18 protein-coding genes are annotated in these 18,024 nt (G+C 62.8%); 8 read left to right on the top strand and 10 right to left on the bottom strand.

Annotated features, from left to right (window positions below):
* The first annotated feature begins 85 nt into the window (after positions 1 to 85).
* Together JV201_RS06845 and JV201_RS06840 are read left to right on the top strand one after the other, a co-directional pair.
* Positions 86 to 958, top strand: a complete 873-nt coding sequence (locus JV201_RS06845) for an MBL fold metallo-hydrolase (RefSeq protein WP_102368312.1) — start codon at positions 86 to 88, stop codon at positions 956 to 958.
* A 34-nt stretch (positions 959 to 992) separates the two neighbouring features.
* A complete protein-coding gene (locus JV201_RS06840; protein WP_177054954.1) occupies positions 993 to 1,607 on the top strand; it encodes an NAD(P)-dependent oxidoreductase in 615 nt (204 codons plus the stop codon).
* Between the two features lie 118 nt (positions 1,608 to 1,725).
* On the opposite strand, the gene JV201_RS06835 is transcribed toward JV201_RS06840, so the two are convergent.
* Positions 1,726 to 2,604, bottom strand: coding sequence for a LysR substrate-binding domain-containing protein (locus tag JV201_RS06835; RefSeq protein WP_219406669.1), 879 nt, complete (start codon positions 2,602 to 2,604; stop codon positions 1,726 to 1,728).
* A gap of 111 nt (positions 2,605 to 2,715) precedes the next feature.
* On the opposite strand from JV201_RS06835, the gene JV201_RS06830 reads away from it, so the two are divergent.
* The 4 genes from JV201_RS06830 (at position 2,716) to JV201_RS06815 (ending at position 8,272) form a co-directional block, all read left to right on the top strand.
* Positions 2,716 to 4,341 (top strand): 5-guanidino-2-oxopentanoate decarboxylase, encoded by a 1,626-nt coding sequence (locus JV201_RS06830; protein ID WP_219406668.1) that lies wholly within the window; start codon positions 2,716 to 2,718, stop codon positions 4,339 to 4,341.
* Positions 4,338 to 5,780 carry an aldehyde dehydrogenase family protein gene (locus tag JV201_RS06825; RefSeq protein ID WP_219406667.1) on the top strand — a complete coding sequence of 481 codons (1,443 nt, stop codon included), beginning with the start codon at positions 4,338 to 4,340 and terminating at the stop codon, positions 5,778 to 5,780. Before JV201_RS06830 ends, JV201_RS06825 begins: the two co-directional genes overlap by 4 nt.
* Before the next feature lie 231 nt (positions 5,781 to 6,011).
* Positions 6,012 to 7,199 carry a cyanate transporter gene (locus tag JV201_RS06820; RefSeq protein WP_219406666.1) on the top strand — a complete coding sequence of 396 codons (1,188 nt, stop codon included), beginning with the start codon at positions 6,012 to 6,014 and terminating at the stop codon, positions 7,197 to 7,199.
* A gap of 137 nt (positions 7,200 to 7,336) precedes the next feature.
* Entirely contained in the window at positions 7,337 to 8,272 is a 936-nt protein-coding gene (locus tag JV201_RS06815) for a LysR family transcriptional regulator (protein WP_087692583.1), read from the top strand.
* A 128-nt stretch (positions 8,273 to 8,400) separates the two neighbouring features.
* On the opposite strand, the gene JV201_RS06810 is transcribed toward JV201_RS06815, so the two are convergent.
* The 3 genes from JV201_RS06810 to JV201_RS06800 form a co-directional block, all read right to left on the bottom strand.
* On the bottom strand, positions 8,401 to 8,763 hold the full coding sequence (locus tag JV201_RS06810; protein WP_102368307.1) for a 5-carboxymethyl-2-hydroxymuconate Delta-isomerase: 363 nt from the start codon (positions 8,761 to 8,763) through the stop codon (positions 8,401 to 8,403).
* Between the two features lie 70 nt (positions 8,764 to 8,833).
* A complete protein-coding gene (locus tag JV201_RS06805; RefSeq protein ID WP_219406665.1) occupies positions 8,834 to 10,021 on the bottom strand; it encodes a low temperature requirement protein A in 1,188 nt (395 codons plus the stop codon).
* Between the two features lie 26 nt (positions 10,022 to 10,047).
* Positions 10,048 to 10,983: a LysR substrate-binding domain-containing protein gene (locus JV201_RS06800; RefSeq protein ID WP_087692586.1), complete on the bottom strand. Its 936-nt coding sequence runs from the start codon at positions 10,981 to 10,983 to the stop codon at positions 10,048 to 10,050.
* 61 nt (positions 10,984 to 11,044) lie between these two features.
* Between JV201_RS06800 and JV201_RS06795 the strand changes: the two genes are divergently transcribed.
* A complete protein-coding gene (locus JV201_RS06795) occupies positions 11,045 to 11,290 on the top strand; it encodes a hypothetical protein (RefSeq protein WP_023659101.1) in 246 nt (81 codons plus the stop codon).
* On the opposite strand, the gene JV201_RS06790 is transcribed toward JV201_RS06795, so the two are convergent.
* From JV201_RS06790 to JV201_RS06765, 6 genes are all read right to left on the bottom strand, one after another.
* The gene (locus JV201_RS06790; protein ID WP_087692587.1) at positions 11,245 to 12,576 is read right to left on the bottom strand and encodes an MFS transporter; all 1,332 of its coding nucleotides are present in this window, start codon (positions 12,574 to 12,576) and stop codon (positions 11,245 to 11,247) included. The genes JV201_RS06795 and JV201_RS06790 overlap by 46 nt on opposite strands.
* A 59-nt stretch (positions 12,577 to 12,635) precedes the next feature.
* On the bottom strand, positions 12,636 to 13,958 hold the full coding sequence (locus JV201_RS06785) for an MFS transporter (protein ID WP_003211904.1): 1,323 nt from the start codon (positions 13,956 to 13,958) through the stop codon (positions 12,636 to 12,638).
* Between the two features lie 75 nt (positions 13,959 to 14,033).
* Positions 14,034 to 14,912 (bottom strand): SMP-30/gluconolactonase/LRE family protein, encoded by an 879-nt coding sequence (locus JV201_RS06780; RefSeq protein ID WP_219406664.1) that lies wholly within the window; start codon positions 14,910 to 14,912, stop codon positions 14,034 to 14,036.
* Between the two features lie 69 nt (positions 14,913 to 14,981).
* Complete coding sequence (locus JV201_RS06775) at positions 14,982 to 15,914, bottom strand: 3-keto-5-aminohexanoate cleavage protein (protein WP_008437904.1); 933 nt, start codon at positions 15,912 to 15,914, stop codon at positions 14,982 to 14,984.
* Positions 15,915 to 15,996: 82 nt separating this feature from the next.
* On the bottom strand, positions 15,997 to 16,785 hold the full coding sequence (locus JV201_RS06770) for an SDR family oxidoreductase (protein ID WP_087692590.1): 789 nt from the start codon (positions 16,783 to 16,785) through the stop codon (positions 15,997 to 15,999).
* Positions 16,782 to 17,504, bottom strand: coding sequence for a GntR family transcriptional regulator (locus tag JV201_RS06765; protein WP_219406663.1), 723 nt, complete (start codon positions 17,502 to 17,504; stop codon positions 16,782 to 16,784). Before JV201_RS06765 ends, JV201_RS06770 begins: the two co-directional genes overlap by 4 nt.
* A 134-nt stretch (positions 17,505 to 17,638) precedes the next feature.
* Here JV201_RS06765 and JV201_RS06760 point away from each other — a divergent pair.
* On the top strand, positions 17,639 to 18,024 hold a 386-nt coding region (locus tag JV201_RS06760; protein WP_219406662.1), incomplete at its 3' end, for a VOC family protein.

Genomic DNA, 18,024 nt, shown 5'->3' with positions numbered 1-18,024 from the left:
ACAAACTATGTCCAAGCATCGCATTTTTTGTAGCGTTTGGTGCAACTAAGCTCTGTCCACACCTTACCGATGACTGGAGCTGCACATGTTTGGATTCTCCCCGCTCAAGCGCGTGGCCCTGGCCGCCGCCTCCCTGGCCTTCGCCGCGCACGCCATGGCGGCCGACTTGACTCTGGACGCCTACAACCCGGGCGAAACCGCGATGATGCCGGTCACCTCGGTACTGGTCAGCGGCGACAAAGATGCGATCCTGGTGGACGCCCAATTCGGCAAGACCCAGGCCGAGCAACTGGTGCAAAAAATCCGCGCCAGCGGCAAGCGCCTGACTACCATCTACATCAGCCACGGCGACCCGGACTACTACTTCGGCCTCGATACCCTGACCGCCGCCTTCCCCCAGGCCAAAGTCCTGGCACCGCAGCCGGTGGTGGACCATATCAAGGCCACCGTTGAACACAAACTGGCGTTCTGGGGCCCGAAACTGGGCGCGGACAAGCCTGGCAAAGCCGTCATTCCCCAGGTGCTTGAGGGCCACAGCCTGACCCTCGAAGGCAAGCAGTTGGAGGTGATCGGCCTCGACGGCGCACAACCGGACCGCACCTTTGTGTGGATCCCGTCGATCAAGGCGGTGGTCGGTGGTGTAGTCGTCGCGGAAAACATTCATGTGTGGATGGCCGATACGCAGACCGCGAAGTCCCACACCGATTGGCTGGCCACCCTGCAACGTATCCAGGACTTGAAACCGCGCACGGTGATTCCGGGTCACTACCTGGGCACGCCGTCGCTCAAATCCGTGGCGTTCACCGCCGACTACATCAAGGCCTTTGACGAAGAAACCGCCAAGGCCAAGGACTCCGCCGCCCTGATTGCGGCGATGCAAAAGCGTTACCCGAACCTGGGTGACGAGAGCACCCTGGAACTGGGCGCCAAAGTCGCCAAGGGCGAAATGCAGTGGTGAGTTGATTCAACCCTTAACCGTACTGGAGAACGTCATGAGCAAGATCGCAATCATTGGTGCCACCGGTCGTGCCGGTAGCCAACTGCTGGAAGAAGCGCTGCGTCGCGGGCACACCGTCACGGCCATCGCACGTAATACCGACAAGATCGGGGCGCGCCCTGGCGTCACCGCCAAGCAAGTCGATGCGCTGGATGCCCAGGCGCTGGAACAGGCCATCCGCGGCAACGACGTGGTGATCAGCGCGGCGCACTTCGCCACCCTGCCTGCGGAAGCGGTGATCAACCCGGTGAAAAAAGCCGGCGTGAAGCGCCTGCTGGTGGTCGGCGGTGCCGGTTCGCTGTTGTTGCCGGGCGGCAGCCGAGTGATCGACAGCCCGGGCTTCCCCGAGGAATACAAAGCCGAAGCCAACGCCGGCAGTGTTTTCCTCGATACCCTGCGCCAGGAAAAAGACCTGGACTGGACCTTCCTGTCACCTTCGGCGGAGTTCGTGGAGACCGCACGCACCGGCACATTCCGCCTGGGCCGGGATGAATTGCTGGTGAGCAGTGAAGGCCGCAGTTGGATCAGCTTTGCCGACTTCGCGATTGCGCTGATTGATGAAGTGGAAACACCGAAGCATTCACGCCAGCGGTTCACCGTCGGCTACTAAGGCTGACGCGCACTAAAAATGTGGGAGCGGGCTTGCTCGCGAATGCGGTGTGTCAGTCAACAGATGTATTGGCTGACCCGGCGCCTTCGCGAGCAAGCCCGCTCCCACATTTTGATCTTCATTGTGACGGCGACTGTGCCTGGCTCACCAGCCAATCCATAAGCTGCTCCAACCCCGCCGAGGGCTCAGTGCCCGGCGGGTACACCAGGTAATACCCCATCCCCGTCGGCACCCGTAGTTCAAACGGCGTCGCCAACCGCCCCGCCTTCAGGTCCTCGCCAATCAGCGCGCTGTCGCCAATCGCCACGCCCGAGCCTTGGGACGCCACCGTCATCGCCAGGTCCAGGGTTTCAAAATGATGCCCCTGGGCCAGATTGCTCAAGCGTGTATTCGCCGCTTTCAACCACAACGCCCAATCCCGCTCATCCCGCGCAGGGTGCAACAACACCTGTTGCTGCAAATCGGCGGGCGTGTGCAAGCCACCGAGCAAGGCCGGCGCGCACACCGGTGTCAGGCGCTCATCGAACAGATGCCGGGCCTGGGCCGACTGCTCGGCAATCGGCGCGTAGATCACCGCGGCATCGAACTGCTCGCGGCGAAAGTCGACGGTATAGGCCACGGTGGTGGTCAACTCCACCGGCACATCCGGGCGTTCCTGCTGCCACTGCATCAGGCGCGGCAACAGCCAGCGCATCACGCAGGTGGAGGCCTTGAGCTGCAAGGTCTCGCGGCGGGTGCCGATCTGCTCAACCGCCTCGCCGATCAGGCCGAACACCTGCTGCGCCCGCAGTGACCATTCGCGGCCCTCTTCGGTGAGGCTCAAGCCACGAGCCTGGCGCTGGAACAGCGCATAGCCCAGATGACTTTCCAGCCCGGCGATCTGCCGACTCACCGCGCCCTGGGTGATGTGCAATTGCTCGGCGGCTCGGGTGAAGTTGCAGCACTGGGCCGTGACCCAAAAGGTGTGCAGGGCCGGCAGCGGCGGAAGACGTTTCATAAGGGCGCAGCCATGACGTGAGGACATGGCTAGTATGACTTTTTATCGATTGTTGCCGCTACGGGCCAGCCGTTCCAATACGGGCCTTTATCAACAACAAGAGCGACGACAATGGCGACCTGCGGCGAAGTATTGGTCAACCTGCTGGAAGGCTACGGCGTGGACCAGGTGTTTGGCATCCCCGGCGTGCACACCGTGGAACTCTACCGGGGCCTGGCGCGCTCGAGCATCCGCCACGTCACCCCGCGCCACGAACAGGGCGCCGGTTTCATGGCCGACGGCTATGCGCGCACCAGCGGCAAGCCCGGCGTGTGCTTCATCATCACCGGCCCCGGCATGACCAACATCACCACCGCCATGGGCCAGGCCTACGCCGACTCGATCCCGATGCTGGTGATCTCCAGCGTGCAGTCCCGCAGCCAGCTGGGCGGCGGGCGCGGCAAGCTGCACGAGCTGCCGAACCAGAGCGCGATGATCGCGGGCGTGGCGGCGTTCTCCCATACCTTGATGTCGGCAGCCGAATTGCCCGGTGTACTGGCCCGGGCATTTGCGCTGTTCCAGGCCGGACGACCGCGCCCGGTGCACATCGAAATCCCGCTGGACGTGCTGGTGGAAAACGCCGACGTGTTGCTCGGCAGCGAACCGGTCAGCGTTTCCCGCGCTGGCGCTGCGCCGTCGGCGGTCAAGCAGATGAGCCAATTGCTGGCGGCGGCGAAACGTCCGCTGATCCTCGCCGGTGGCGGTGCCATCGACGCAGCACCCGAGTTGACGCAACTGGCCGAAGCCCTCGGCGCGCCGGTGGCGCTGACCATCAATGCCAAGGGCATGCTGGCCGCCAACCACCCGCTGCTGATCGGCTCGACCCAAACCCTGGTCGCCACCCGCGCGCTGGTGGCCGAGGCAGATGTGGTGCTGGCGATCGGCACCGAGCTGGCGGAAACCGACTACGACGTGACCTTCGCCGGCGGCTTCGACATTCCCGGTGCCCTGCTGCGCATCGACATCGATTCCGACCAGACCGTGCGCAATTACCCGCCGCAAGTCGCGCTGGTAGCCGACGCGCAAATCGCTGCGCAGGCACTGCTTGCCGAGCTGGGCAACAAACCCCTGGCCGCCCGCGACAGCAACTGGGGCGCCCACCGCGTCGCCCGCCTGTGGAGCGAACTGGAACCCACCTGGGACGCCGCCACCCGCGCGCAAACCCTGTTCCTCAACACCGTCCTGGACGAACTGCCCGACGCCGTACTGGTGGGCGACTCCACCCAACCGGTGTACACCGGCAACCTGACCCTGAACCTCGACCAGCCGCGCCGCTGGTTCAACTCCTCCACCGGCTACGGCACCCTCGGCTACGCCTTGCCGGCGGCCATCGGTGCGTGGCTGGGGCGCGGCAACGGTGCGCCGGTGGTGTGCCTGATCGGCGACGGCGGCCTGCAATTCACCCTGCCGGAACTGGCCAGCGCCGTGGAAGCGCGCACGCCGGTGATCGTGCTGCTGTGGAATAACCAGGGCTATGAGGAGATCAAGAAATACATGGTCAACCGCGCCATCGAACCGGTGGGCGTGGACATCTACACCCCGGACTTTATCGGCGTGGCCAAGGCCCTCGGCGCTGCTGCCCAGCGCGTCCAGGGTGTTGAGGAATTACGCAGCGCCTTGCGTGCCGCGACTGATCGCCAGGGCCCGACGCTGATTGAAATCGACCAGGGCCTTTGGATGAAGGAGGTGGCGGTATGAGCGCGGTATTGAATGGGCTGTTTATCAATGGCGCGTGGCGTGCCGGCCATGACGTGCTGGACGTGATCAACCCGGCCACCGAGGCCACCCTGGCCCAAGTGAGCGTGGGTGATGCAGGCGCGGTGACTGAGGCCATCGGCGCCGCCAGCGCGGCCTTCCCGGACTGGTCGAAAAGCACCGGCCGCGACCGCGCCGCACTGTTGCGCAAGATCGCCGAGGGTGTGAGCGCAGAGCGTGAACACCTGATGCAACTGCAATCGAGCAACAACGGCAAGCCGCTGTTTGAAGCCGGCATCGATGTGGATGACGTGATCGCCACCTTTGCCTATTACGCGAACCTGGCCGACGAAATGGACGCCACCCAGGACCGTCCGGTGGCGCTGCCCACCGAGGACTTCAGCGCCCGCGTACGCCGTGAACCCTGCGGCGTGGTGGGCCTGATCGTGCCGTGGAATTTCCCGATGGTGACCACCGCCTGGAAACTCGCCCCCGCGCTGGCGGCCGGTTGCTGCGTGGTGCTCAAGCCTTCGGAAGTGACGCCGCTGGCAGAGCTGGAACTGGCCCGGATCATCGCTTCGGTGGGCTTGCCTGTCGGTGTGTTCAACCTGGTCTGCGGCACTGGCCTGGCGGTGGGTGCGCCGATGGCGGCTGACCCACGGATCGCGAAAATTTCCTTCACCGGCAGCAATGCCGTGGGCGTGCAGGTGATGCAGCGCGCCGCCGAAACGGTGAAGGGTGTGAGCCTGGAACTGGGCGGCAAATCCGCGTTGCTGGTGCTGGCGGACGCCGACCTCGACCTGGCCGTGGAACTGGCCTGCGGCGGTGGTTTCTTCAACGCCGGGCAGATGTGTTCCGCCACCAGCCGGGTGTTGGTGGCCGACGAACTGGCGGACGAGTTTCTCACCCGCTTGCAGGCCAGGGCCGAGAGCATTCGCGTGGCGGACCCGTTTGCCGAAGACGTGGAAATGGGCGCATTGGTCAACCGTGCGCAGTACCAGCGGGTGCTGGGGCATATCGAACGTGGCCTGCAAGCCGGCGCGAAGCTGCTGTGTGGCGGCGGGCGCCCGGCGGATTTGCCTCATGGGTATTTCATTCGCCCGACGGTCTTCACTGAAGTGCCGTTGGACAGCGCGTTGTGGAACGAGGAGATCTTCGGCCCGGTGCTGTGCGTGCGCAGTTTTGCCAATGAGGCCGAGGCGGTGGCGCTGGCCAATGACAGTGAGTTTGGCCTGGTCGCGAGCGTGCTGAGCAGCAACGTGGAAGCGGCTGAGCGAGTGGCCAATGCTTTGCAGGTGGGTTTGGTGTGGATCAACGCGCCGCAGGTGATCTTCCCGCAAACGGCGTGGGGTGGTTACAAGCAGAGCAGTATTGGCCGGGAACTGGGGCCGTGGGGGTTGCAGGCGTTTCAGGAGATCAAGCATATGATCCGGGCGGTGTAGAAACACTCAAGAGCACCACTGTTCCCTGTGGGAGCTGGCTTGCCTGCGATTGCGGTCTATCAGACACAGATGTGTTGCCTGACCCACCGCTATCGCAGGCAAGCCAGCTCCTACCTGTTGATTTGTGCCGTGTCAGCAGATGCATTTTTTCAATAGCCCCAACGACTTTCTCATTTGCCGCCCTCCCCCACGCCCGGCCTAATACTGCCCTTGTCAGTTCAAGGCCTGCCCATGGAAAACGTCCGCGCAAAACCCGCCACCGCCGTTTGGCTGATGATCAGCGTTGTGCTGGTTGCCCTCAACCTGCGCCCGTCGATGGCCGCCGTCGGCCCGTTGTTGTCGTCGATTCGCGCTGATGTGGCCCTGAGTTTCAGCACAGCCTCGTTGCTGACCATGCTGCCGGTCATGGCCATGGGCCTGGCGATGTTTTTTGGCATGGCCGTGGCCAAACGCTTCGGCGAGCATCGCAGCATTGTGCTGTCGCTGGTGGTGATCGGCCTGGCCACCGTCTCCCGGTTGTTCCTGGACTCGGCGGTTGAGCTGATCCTCAGCGCCATTGCCGCCGGCGTAGGCATCGCGATGATCCAGGCGTTGATGCCAGCCTTGATCAAGTCGCGCTTCAGCGACAACGTTTCCCTGTTCATGGGCCTGTACGTCACCGCGATCATGGGCGGCGCGGCCCTCGCCGCTTCGTTCTCGCCGTTTATCCAGGTGCAAACCGGCAGCTGGCGCATCGGCCTGGCCATCTGGGCGGTTCTCGCGGTATTGGCGCTGGTGTTCTGGTACGCCCAACGCTCGGTGCTGCCGCCGCTGCCGCAAGCCGGCGCAGGCCCGCAGGCGTCATTCTTCGGCAATCGCCGGGCCTGGTTGCTGGCGATTTTCTTCGGCCTCGGTACCGCGTCCTACACCTGCGTGCTGGCCTGGCTGGCGCCGTACTACGTGGAACAAGGCTGGAGTGAACAGAACGCCGGCCTGTTGCTGGGCTTTTTGACGGCCATGGAAGTGGTCTCCGGCCTGATCACCCCGGCCATCGCCAATCGCCGGAGGGACAAGCGGGGTGTGGTCGCGGTGCTGCTGGTGCTGATCATCGCCGGCTTCTGCGGCCTGATCCTGAGCCCGCAATACCTGAGCCTGCTATGGCCGTGTTTACTGGGCCTTGGCATTGGCGGCTTGTTTCCGATGACCCTGATCCTGTCCCTCGACCACCTCGACAACCCGCGCCGCGCCGGTGGCCTGACGGCCTTTGTGCAGGGCATCGGCTACCTGATCGCCGGTTTGTCGCCGCTGATTGCCGGGATGATCCGCGACCAACTGGGCAGCTTCGAGTGGGCCTGGTGGTCACTGACGGCCGTAGTGGTGGTGATGCTGCTGATCGTACTGCGCTTCGATCCCCGGCATTACGCGCGGCATATTCGCTGAGGTCGTGTTGTAAACATTATTTGTCCCACCTCAAACAGAGAAAGGTCCGACAGAGCTTTCTATTGGTACGAGCGTTCCGTTAACATTTTGCATTGTCTTGTACCGAGTTCGGTACAAAGCGCTTGCGGACGGAACGGATGCTAAACAGCAACTTGCTTAGAAAGCTCGATATGCAGGACCTGATGGTGTTTGTCGCTGTTTACGACCAAAGCAGCGTCACCGAGGTTTCCGAGACCCTGTTCGTCAGCCAGTCCACCGTGAGCTACAGCCTGAAGAAGCTGCGCACGAGCTTCGAAGACGAGTTGTTTATCAACACCCGGGCGGGCATGCGTCCTACGTACAAAGCCGCCACCATGTACGGGCATGTGCAGAAAATCCTCGAAAGCATCAACCTGTGCCATGCCGGCAGCCAAACGTTCGACCCCACCCAGAAAACTGTGACCTTCAACGTCTGCGCCCCCGAATACTTCGAACAGTTGATCCTGCCGCGCCTGCTGAAAAACTTCGACCGCGCCGACCTGCCGGTGATCGTCAACGTGCAGAAGCTCGAAACCGAGGTCCCGGCCGACGCCTTGCGCGACGGGCGTCTGGACCTGGTGATTTGCTTCGGGCCGCACTTTCATCGCGAGCACAAGGACATCAAGACCCAGATGCTGCTGGAGGACGACCTGGTGTGCGTGTTCGACAAACACTCGGCGCCCCGGGAACCGGCGTTCAGCCTGCAATCCTTCGTCGCCCGGCGCCATGTGTTCCCCACGCCCTGGAGTTCCGACACCAACATGATCGACGGCTGGCTGGCGCGCCAGTCCCACAAACGCCAGGTGATCGCCCGCGCCAACAGCTACAGCGCGGCGCTGAAGATGATCACCGGCACTGACTTTATCGTCACCTTGCCCCGTCGAGTGCTGAAGCTGCTGGCAGACACGACCGTGTTCGGCCATTGCGAAGCGCCGAACGGTTTGCCGGGGTTTACCCTGGATATGCAGTGGAATGAACACAGCGCGCAGGACAGCGCCAACACGTGGTTCAGGGAGCAGGTGGTGAAGGTGTGTGCGGATCAGGGGTTATTATGACCCCCTGTGGCGAGGGAGCTTGCTCCCGCTGGGCTGCGYAGCGGCCCCAAGAWTTTTGGGAGCGCTTCGCACTGGAGCGCCAGCCCGGTCCAGCGGGAGCAAGCTCCCTCGCCTCAGAGTATTGCCCGTCAGCCGATGGTGACTTTGCTGTAGGACTCGCGATCCATATCGACCAGCAAGACACTGAGCTGCACCTGCAGGTCTGCAGGCCAATCGCCCAGGTCCTGCAGCGCCGCCAACAGGCTTTCCGACAATTGCTTCTTGACCTGCGGTGAACGCCCGCTGAGCAGCGACAGCTTGACCGCGATAAAAGCGCGCGGGCTGATGGACGTGCCAACCTGGAATGTCTCCACCTTCAGCGCGCGGCTTTTGATATCGAACTCGGAACCGAACTGCCCGGACGCCATCAGCACGTTGTTGAGCCGCAACAAGGTTTTCTCAACGGCCAGCTCTGTGAGATTGGCGGTGTATTCCAGATGCAGATGCGGCATGAAAGGCTCCGAGTTGTTGTAGGAAAAGAGTCATACATATAGCACGGGGCCGGGCGGAATCAGACCGCTTTCAGTGTGAAACTTCGGTCAGGCTGTGCAGCGAGCGATTTTCCCAGATCGCCACGATCACCAACACCGCCGACGTCAACGCCCCCAGTACCAACGCCGAAAACACCTGCTGCAATCCCAGCGGCAGCAATACCAGCAGCATCAGCAAGCCGCCCAGGTGCGAAAACGGTGGCAACGGCCGGTCGCTCATCACCCACTTGAACAGCGCACTGCCCAGCAGGAACAACCACGGGCCGGCGATGAACGCCACCACGCCCGCCTGGCTGGCATGCCCCGGATGCACCAGCACCAGTTCGTCGGCCACGGCGCTGACGATAATCCCGGCGACGATCAATACATGCAGGTAGGTGTAGGCGATCCGCGCCTGACGGCCCGGGTCGGCAGAGCTGGCAATGCGATGGTGGGCGCGCTCGGCGCCGCTGTCGAAATAGATCCACCACAGGGCGATGCTGCCCACCACTGCCACCAGGAATGCCGCCAGCCCGTCCACGCTCCAGGGCAGTTCGGCGAAGGTCGCGCCGGTCACCAGCAACGACTCACCGAGGGCGATGATCACAAACAGGCCGCAGCGTTCGGCCATGTGGTTGCCTTCCACATTCCAGTCCGCAAGCGTCGAGGGCCCAAGCCCGGGCACCCAGAAATACACCGACGGGGAAATCAACTCGATCAACAGCGCCAGGGCCCAGAAGGCTAAACGCTGCTCGCCTTCGAGCAGCGCACCGGTGATCCAGAACACCCCGGAAAACAGCATCCACGCCAGGATCCGCTGGAAATTGCGGGTCATGTTCAGCGACTCGCCGCGCACCGCCCACAACGCAAACAGCGTGCGTCCTACCTGCATGAACACATAGGCGCCGGCGAACAACAGCCCGCGATCGGTAAACGCCTTGGGGATCGACGAGGACAGCAACAGGCCCGCCACCATCAAACCGAACAGGCCGATGCGGATCGGGATTTTTTCCGGGTCCAGCCAGTTGGTGACCCACGAAGTGAAGATCCACACCCACCACACCGCGACCATCATCAACGCCACCTGCACGGCACCGCCGATGGACAAGTGGGCGAGCAGCGAATGGGACAACTGGGTCACGGCAAACACGAACACCAGGTCGAAAAACAGCTCGACCATGCCAACCTTGCCGCTGTCATGACTGCCGCGCCCACGCAGCAAGGAACGGGATAGGGCCATGCCTGGATCTCCCTGAAGGTTTTATCTCAAGATTTGGATGCGACCACCGGCAGCATGTCCCGCTCGCTCATGAACGCCTCCAGCCGCGAACGCATCCAGCGCTCCGCCGGATCGGTGTCAACGTGGCTGAGCCAGACCATCGACAAATCCAGGGTCGGGGTTTCGAACGGGAACGGTTCACAGAACAGATTGCCCCCGGCGGCCATGGCCTGGGCGGTGTAATCCGGCAGGCTGGCGATCATGTCGGTGCCGGCGAGCAGCGCCGGCAATGCGCTGTATTGCGGCACCGAGAGCACCACGTGGCGCTTGCGACCGATTTCCGCCAGCCACTCATCGGCAAACCCGGACACGTTGGCGGTGTGGGACACCAGCACATGGGGCCGTGCGCAATATTCGTCGAGGGTCAGGGGTTTGTCCGAGGCGTCCGCCCGCAGCAGGCACGGGCGGATATGCCGCAATAATTTGCGCTTGGCATTGGCCGGCAGGCCGCGGGTCTGGGTGATGCCGACGGTGATATCCCCGGAACCCAGCAGGTCCGGGATGCGCCAGTAATCCACATGCTGCACCACGAACACCACCTGCGGCGCTTCCTGGCGCAAGGCGCGCAGCAGCGGCGGCAGCAGGCCGAACTCGACGTCATCGGACAGGCCGATGCGAAAGGTCATGGTGCTGATGGACGGGTCGAAATCGTGGGTCAGGCTCAGGGCCGACGACAAGGAGTCGAGGGCCGGCGACAGGTGCTTGATGATTTCCTCGGCCCGCGCGGTAGGTTCCATCCGATGGCCGACACGAATGAACAGCGGGTCATTGAACAACGTACGCAGGCGGTTGAGGGCCGAACTGATTGTGGGTTGCCCGAGAAACAGCTTCTCCGCCACCCGGGTCACGTTGCGTTCGAGCATCAAGGTTTCAAAGACCACCATCAAATTGATGTCGGCCTTGCGTAATTCATTGCGATTCATCGGCGACCGCCCCACTGCCCTGGATAAGTCGCAGTTTAGAAACACCCGGGGCCCTGCGTCTATGCGCACACTGTTCAACACGGGCCTTTGGGACTATAAAGCAGCTTCCAAGGCTTGCGAGAACACCATCGTGCTGGTCATTTCTGCCTTGAGCGTCCTGGTTGCCGGGATTTTGCTCTGGGCCATCAAATTCATCGCTCATCCCACCGCCAGGACACTGTTACGGGTATTTGTCGGTTTGTGCCTGGCGGCAGTCGTGGCTTACCTGGTGCTGGCTTCGGGGTTTCCTACCTCGTTGCTGGTGTGACCGGGCTCCTGCTCCTGCCCCTGACGCAAACGCAAGGCGGCCAACGCGGCCACCACCAGCACCACGGCAATTACCTTCAAGCCATTCGTGGCATTGCCGGTGCTCATCTCGATCGCGCCCATCACCGACGGCCCGACAAACCCGCCGAGCAATCCGCAGGCATTGACGAAGCCCAGCCCGCCCGCCAGCGCCACGCCCTTGAGGCGCGAGGCCGGGTAGAGAAAGATGATCGACTGCACCACAAAGAACATCACCGCCGACACACAAAAGCCCAGCAGGCTGAACACCGGCCCCGACACCGAGGCAATCCCCAGCCCCAACGCCATGGTCAGCAAACCGGTAATCAACAGCCGCCGGGCACGGGTGGGCGTGGTCGCAAAGCGCGGCAGCAACACAGCGCCGGCCGCTGCGGCAATCCACGGCAATGAGGTCAGCAAGCCGACGCTCATGGTGCTCAATTCACCGTATTTGCTGATGATGCTCGGCAGGAAAAAGATCACGGTGTAGATGGTGATCTGATGGCAAAAATACACAAAGATCGCCAGCAGGATCTGCGGTGTCAGCCAGTTCTTCAGGGAATGCCCGCCCTCGCCTGCGCCCTCTTCGGTCTCCATCGCGATGCGCTGTTCAATCCCGCGCGCCTCTGCGGCCGAGAGCCATGGCGCCTTGCTCGGACGGTCCGGCAACTTGCACCACACCACCCAGGCAAACGCGACTGCCGGCAGCCCTTCGAGCAGGAACATCCACTGCCAGCCGTGCCAGCCGAGCAGCCCGTCCATGCGCATCAACGCCGCGCCCACCGGGCCACCGATGATGTTGGCAAAACACACGCCGAGCAGGAAATACCCGGTAGCCCGCGCCCGTTGCTCGCGGTTGAACCAGTAGGTGAGGTACAGCATCACCCCGGGAAACAGGCCGGCTTCGGCAATGCCCAGCAGCAGGCGCAGGATATAGAACGAGGTCTCACCCTGGACGAACGCCATGGCCGCCGAAATCAGGCCCCAGGTCACCATGATCCGGGCTATCCAGAACCGCGCGCCGACCTTGTGCATGATCAGGTTGCTGGGGATTTCCGACAGCGCATAGGTCAGGAAAAACAGCCCGGCGCCCAGGCCATAGGCCGCTGCTGAAATTCCCAGGTCAACGTCCAGATGGTGCTTGGCCAAGGCGATGTTGGTGCGGTCCAGGAAACTCAGCACGTAGGCGATGATCAGCAAGGGCATCAGCTTGACGAACATCAGTTTGTTCAACTCCCGTGGTTCACGGGCGGTGTTGGCAGTCTTCATCGGGCAATTCCTCTTGGCGCCCCGCCAGCGCAACGGCTGGGGGACGCATCGGTGTTGTTCTAGGGTTCGAGTTGCGCAACCAGCGCCGGCGGGCGATGGGAAAACAGTTGCAGCAGCGCCCCGCCCAGGGCACAGCCGGCCATCACGAAGAAGCACACCGTGTAGCCGTGCAAGGTGGTCCAGCCGCCGCCCATGGCAATCAGGCTGCCCATCAGCACCGGCGCCAAGCCGCCACCGATAAACATCGCGGTGGTGATGATGCCATTGGCGGTGGAGGTCGCCGACGGCTCGGCCGAGTCGCAGGCCACCGCGTAGTAGATCGGCCACACTGCGTTGGCCACCAGGCCGAACAGCAGTTGCACGACGATGATCAGGGTCAGGGTGTTGGCGAAGTAGAACGCACCGACACTGGCCGCCATCCACACCCCGCAGATGATCAGGGTGACGCGCCGGCCAATGATGTCCGACAGCGACGGCCACACCAGTTGCCCGAGAATCCCGGTCAAGGTGAACACCACGCTCATCCCCGCCGACTCGGCCAGGGACAGCCCGGCGATGTTGTACAGGTAGGCCGGCAGCACGATGTTGACGCCCATGTACACGACTTGGGTCAGCATCGTATTACCCGCCGTCAGGGCGATATTGCGGTTGCGCAACGTGGCGATAAAGGTGCGCCAGGCGTGGCCCTTCACTTGGCTGGCCGGTGCGTTGTCCGGCGGGGTCATGCCCTTGGCGGCGATGTCGACGTACAGCGCGGTGATGCGTTCGGCGGTGGAATAGCGCGCCCAGAAAATCATCAGCGGCAACGCCACCACAAACGCGAAGAAGAACACGTAGCGCCAGTTGTCTTCACCGAAGGTGCTGATGACAAAGCTGGCGACGATGCCACTGAGCATGGCGCCGATCGGGTAACCGGTGTGGTGCGCGCCAAGGGCAAAACCACGACGCTCCACCGGCCACCATTCGGCGGTGTTGCTCACGCCCACCGGCTCGCCCCAGCCTGCGCCGAGGTTGACGCCGACCCGCAGCGCGATAAAGGTCGCGAGGTTGCCGCTCAGGGCCTTGAACCCGGAGAGGAACGAAATAGCCGTGTAGCCCAGCACCAGCGGCACCTGGAACCGCGCACGTTTCCAGCCACCGCCGTAGCGGTCACTCCACATCGAGCCGGGAATATCCAGCAGGGCCAGGGCGAGCATGATCACCGTGGCCATGGTGCCCCACTGGTCGGCCGACAAATCGAAATGCTTGGAGATGGTCGGCCCCAGGCGCAGCACGATCTCACGGTCGTAGGCGTTGAGGATCCAGATCATCCAGCACACCAGCAGCGACACCCAGGAGTGCCGGTGAATACTGCGCAGCGAGGCTTTTTTCAAGGTTGCCATGGGTTTCTCCAGGCGCGCGAGGGCGCGCACTGACACAAGGTTGCGAAAGGAAAGTGCCTTGTTGAAAAAAACGCGCTAGCTGGCGAACCGTCGCTCGGCTATTCCTTGCACGCCCAGCCCGGTGATCGCAAAAAGCGCCCCGCGCTGCTGACCGTCGGCCGGGAAACGTGGCAACGGTGGCTTGGCCATGGAGGTGACAAACAGGGTGTCCAGGTTCGGCCCGCCAAAGGTCAGGCTGGTGACCTTTTTCACCGGCATCTGGATGATCCGGTCGACCTCGCCGTCGGGTGTGTAGCGCACCAGTTTTCCGGCGTAGACCAGCGCCTGCCACAGGCAGCCTTCGGCATCCACGGTGCAGCCGTCGGCAGCGCCACCGCCGCTGGTATCGACCTTGGCGAAGGTGCGTCGATTGCTCACCGCGCCGCTGGCTGGGTCGTAGTCATAGGCCCAGATCTCGCCGGACCAGGTGTCGCAAAAGTAGAACGTGTCACACGACGGGCTCCAGCACGGGCCGTTGGACACGATGATGCCTTCGTCCAGGGTGTGCAGGCTCAGGTCCGCGTCGAGGCGGTAGAGTTTGGCGCTGGCGCTGTCTTCGAGGGTGTCCATGGAGCCGAAGACAAAGCGCCCCTGGCGGTCGACCTTGCCGTCGTTGAGGCGGTTGTTGGGCAGTGCGGGTTCCGGGTCGATCACCAGGGCCAGTTCGCCGCTGCTGAGGTCGAGGAGGTGCACACCGTTTTGCAGGGCGACGATGGCTTGCTCGCCGCTATGGCGCAGGGCCATGGAGCCGATTTTCTGGCCAACATCCCAGGCACGCAGTTCGCGGCCATCCTCGGTGCAGCGCAGGATTCGGCCGTCGGCGCTGTCGATCCAGTACAACCGTTGTTGTTCGACGTCCCACACCGGGCCTTCGCCCAGGGTGGTCTTCACGTCCACAAGCACTTCGATACGCATGGTGTTATCCCCTTTTTTGTTGTTGTGCGGGATGGGCATGGCCGCGCCGTGACGCGCCCGGTTTATCACTTAGAAATTGACCTGGTCGCGCCCCTTGAGCCCGAGGATTTCCCGCGCTTCATCCGGCGTGGCGACCTGATGGCCGAGGGCTTCGATCACTGTGCGAATGCGCCGTACCTGGTCGGCGTTGGACGCGGCCAGTTTGCCCGGGCCATCCCACAGCGAATCCTCCAGGCCGACCCGGGCGTTGCTGCCCATGGACAGGCCCATGGTGGCCAGCGGAATCTGCCCACGGCCGGCGCCGAGGATCGACCACACGTAGTCGTCGCCAAACAGGCGGTCGGCGGTGCGGCGCATATGGGCCAGGTCTTCCGGGTGCCCGCCGATGCCGCCGCGCAAACCGAATACCGACTGGATAAACAACGGTGGTTTCAGCAGGCCGCGCTCCAGGAAATGGGCGGCGGTGTACAGGTGGCCGATGTCGTAGCACTCGATTTCAAAACGGGTGCGGTTCTCGGCGCAGGAATTGAGGATGTGGGTAATGTCGCGGAAGGTATTGCGAAAGATCCGGTCGTCGCTTTCTTCCAGGTACGGACGCTCCCAGTCATGCTTGAACTCGGTGAAGCGGTTGAGCATTTCGTACAGGCCGAAGTTCATCGAGCCCATGTTCAGCGAGGCCAGTTCCGGCTTGAACTGCATCACCGGTTGCAGGCGTTCTTCGACGCCCATGGTCGGTGCGCCGCCGGTGGTGATATTGATCACCACGTCGCTGGCGGCCTTGATGTGCGGCAGGAATTCGGCGAACAGCGCGGGGTCCTGGCTGGGACGGCCATCGATGGGATCACGGGCATGCAGGTGGACAATGGCGGCGCCGGCTTCGGCGGCACCGATGGCGGCGTCGGCAATTTCCTGCGCGGTGATCGGCAAGTGCGGCGACATCGACGGCGTATGGATGGCACCGGTGACGGCGCAGGTGATGATCACAGGACGATTTTTGGACATGACGATTCTCCGACTTTTATTCTTATGAAAAAAATCCCGGGTGTGGCTTGTGTGTTCTTCCCTGGCTTAACGCTGACGCGGCCTACAGGTACTCGACGTTACCGTCGACACTGATCGCCTGGCCGGTGACATTGCGGGCGGCGGGCGAGCAGAGAAATAAGGCCATGGCCGCGACGTCTTCGGCGGTGACCATGCGCTTGAGGGAGATCTTGTTCAGGTATTCCTGGCGCATCTCGGCTTCCGGCACACCGACCTGTTCGGCACGGGCGCGGATCACGCCGTCCATGCGCGGGCCTTCAACGATGCCGGGCAGCAAGGCGTTGACGCGGATGTCGCTTTCGCCCAGCTCCGAGGCCAGGGATTTCATCAGGCCGACGATGGCCCATTTGGTCGCCGCATACGGCGTGCGCCAGGCGTAGCCGAGGCGCCCGGCGACCGAGGCGATATGCAGCAGATGGCCGTGGGACGATTCCTTGAGCATCGGCACCGCGTGGTGGGCAAAGCGGTATTGCGCCGTCAGGTTGATATTGATCGTGGCTTGCCACTCGGCATCGCTGATGGCGTCGATGCCGCCGGTGGGCCCGGCAATCCCGGCGTTGTTGACCAGCACATCCAGCCCGCCGAATTGCTCGCGCTGCACCTGGAACACCGCCTCGATCTGCGCGGCATCGCTCACGTCGGCACGGGTGGCGACAGTGCCCGGGTACTTGTCGCGAAACGCCGCCAGGGCCGCTTCGCTGACATCACACACATGCACCTTGGCACCCGCCTCCAGATAGGCCGCCGCCAACACTTCACCGATGCCGGCAGCCCCGCCGGAAATCAACACACGTAACCCAGGATAGGGCTGCAGCCGCTGTAGGACACTCATGCACGTTTACCTCCTGAAACAGACGACCGCGAACGGTCGTTCTTGACGAGCAGGCGCGCCAGGGAATCGGCGGCCTGCATGATGTCATCGGTCACGGCCGCGCGGGCACCGGCGCCATCGCGGGCGGCCAGGGCTTCGACGATGCGCGTATGCGCCTCCATCGAGCGTTGCAAGTGAGCTTTATCGGGGGCGACCAGGGCAAAACACGGGCCCATGTGCAGCCAGAAGTTTTCCACGGCGGCCATGGTCAATTCGGCCTGGGCGACGGCATAGATCCGACGGTGAAAGGCGAAGTTGGTCCACAGGTAGCGGGAAACGTCGACTTCGTCGGCGGCCTGTTGCATCTGTTGGCAGAGGTCGGAGATTTCTTCGAGATCGGCTTTTTCCAGGAGCAATACGGCCTTTTCTGCCAGCAAACCTTCCAGGGCGACCCGCGCATCGCGGATTTCCCGCAGGCGTTCGACCGTCATCATGCGTACCCGCAGACGAGAGGTTTCGGTGACTTCAAAGGCGTTTTCGGCGCTGAGGCGCTGGAGGGCTTCGCGCACTGGCATGGGGCTGGAGCCGAGGGCTTCGGCGAGGCCGCGGATGGTGAGTTTCTGGCCGGGCTGGAAACGACCACTCATCAAGGCTTCGCGGATCTGGCGATAGACCTGGTCTTGCAAGGTATCGCGGGACACCTGGCGCAAGGTGGGAAGGAGAAGCGGGCCATCTGTCATGAGTCAAAACCTGTGTTGTCGTTCTTATGGCCCCAATATGTGATCACAAATCAAATATGTCAAATAGTTTCCCGTTGACGGTATGCACGACGCTGACTCTAATGAGCCCTTTCTCCAGCAAGGACCGCTGAACCATGAAATTTGCCTACACCATCGTCTACGTCCCGGACGTCGCTGCATCCCTGCAATTCTTCGAAAAAGCCTTCGGCTTCAGTCGCCGTTTCCTGCATGAATCGGGGACCTATGGCGAGTTGGATACCGGTGATACCACCCTCTCTTTTGCAGCGCATGAGTTGGGCGAGATGAACTTCAAGGGCGGGCATGTGGAGGCGCATGCTTCACAGCAACCGCTGGGGATGGAGTTGGGGTTTGTTACCGAGGATGTGTCAAAGGCTCATGCCAGAGCGCTGGCCGAGGGTGCGACAGAACTTGCTGCGCCGAGCACCAAGCCTTGGGGGCAGGTGGTGTCGTATGTGCGGTGCCCGGATGGGACGCTGGTGGAGTTGTGTACGCCGATTCA

It is taken from the genome of Pseudomonas sp. Colony2 (assembly GCF_019382755.1).
Classification (GTDB): Bacteria; Pseudomonadota; Gammaproteobacteria; order Pseudomonadales; family Pseudomonadaceae; genus Aquipseudomonas.
This window is presented reverse-complemented; position numbering and strand designations above follow the sequence as displayed.